The organism is Rhodopirellula maiorica SM1 (assembly GCF_000346295.1).
In the GTDB taxonomy this organism is placed as follows: Bacteria; Planctomycetota; Planctomycetia; order Pirellulales; family Pirellulaceae; genus Novipirellula; species Novipirellula maiorica.
In genome coordinates, this window is record NZ_ANOG01000756.1 from 1 (window position 1) to 1,316 (window position 1,316).

A 1,316-nucleotide genomic window follows, 5' to 3' on the forward strand; every position below is an offset into this window, starting at 1 on the left:
CATCTACTTTCGTAGCGGGACTCGCCAGAGTTCCTGGTTTTTCAACAGCAAAGATGGGAATTCTGGCGAATCCCACTACTTGAGCATCCCCCAATGGTTGCCAAAGTTGATGGCATTGGGCTCACGCCCGTGGCTACATCGTGTCGTCCCGTCGGGACTAACAACCGCCATGGATCGTGGCGATGGGCTGTAGCCATAGTCGGCAGTCTCTGGAGCATTTATGATGGAGCGGCGGTGCAGCTCGGCTAACATCCGGGCGTTGATATGGCGATGGCCCTATTGCGAAAGAATATCCTTGTGGCGGATCTAAACTTTAGATTGAAGTGTCCTTCGTGTGAGAAGGTATTAAGAGTTCCGCAAACAGTGCGTGGGAAAACCGTTCGTTGTCCCGCTTGTAAAACGGCGTTCCGCATTCCGGCCGCTTCAGCCAGCTCCCAATCAAAAAAAACGAGTCCGCAGTCGACGGTTCCGCCGGAAACGGTGCCGCAGCGACGTGTTGCAACCGCCGCCCCAGATCCCCCACAGTCTGCTGGATCGCCGATTCCAGCGACGATGCCACAGGCCACTGGGAAACAACAGCAAGGACCGCCCCCAACTCGTTCGAGCGATGATTTTGATTGGGACGACTTGTCGTTGCCATCAAACGCAGCGGCGAGCCTTCCCGCCGCACTGGACAACGACGATCTATTTGCCGATCTGCAGTTGCCTGCCACGGCGGCAACCTCGATCGTTCCCGCATCACAACATCCCGAGTCACAACCGGCGGCGTTTCCGTTGCCCGCATCCGCGGCAAATGTTGCCTCGAATCCATTCGCGGGTGCGAATGGGGCAGGCGGCAAACCGACTGCGAATATCGACTTAGGCAACGAGATTCAACGACAACTCGCCGAGCCGATCGCGATGCATCGCTCGAGCCTTGGCTATCGTGCCGGATTGGGACTGCTCAGTGTATTCATGATGGCGATGCCGCTGGCCTACGTCGCGTTGGTCGCCGCTTCGACATGGATGGTCTACCACTACACCTTCGATGTCTTCCCCGAGCTAGTGTCAGGTATGGGGGTTCGCGGCGGCCGCGTGATGATTTTTGTTTGGCTAGCGATGGTTTCACCCATTATCGCGGGAGTGACTGTGGTCATTTTCATGCTCAAACCAATCTTCTTTTCATTGGTCGGATTTGGCCCTAGCCGCACGCGAGCGGTGACGCGAGAGGGCGAACCGGTGTTGTTCGAGCTTGTCGATCATATCTGTGATGCGATCAAAGCCCCTCGTCCGAAACGCATCGAAGTGGACAGCAACGTCAATGCATCCGCATCCTA

General features: G+C 56.5%; 2 protein-coding genes. Both read left to right on the forward strand.

Annotated features, from left to right (window positions below; translation table 11 throughout):
• On the forward strand, positions 1-193 hold a 193-nt coding region (locus tag RMSM_RS42975), incomplete at its 5' end, for a hypothetical protein (RefSeq protein WP_040769271.1).
• A gap of 359 nt (positions 194-552) precedes the next feature.
• Positions 553-1,316: M48 family metalloprotease (locus RMSM_RS37305; protein WP_008702900.1), on the forward strand; the 764-nt coding region annotated here is incomplete at its 3' end.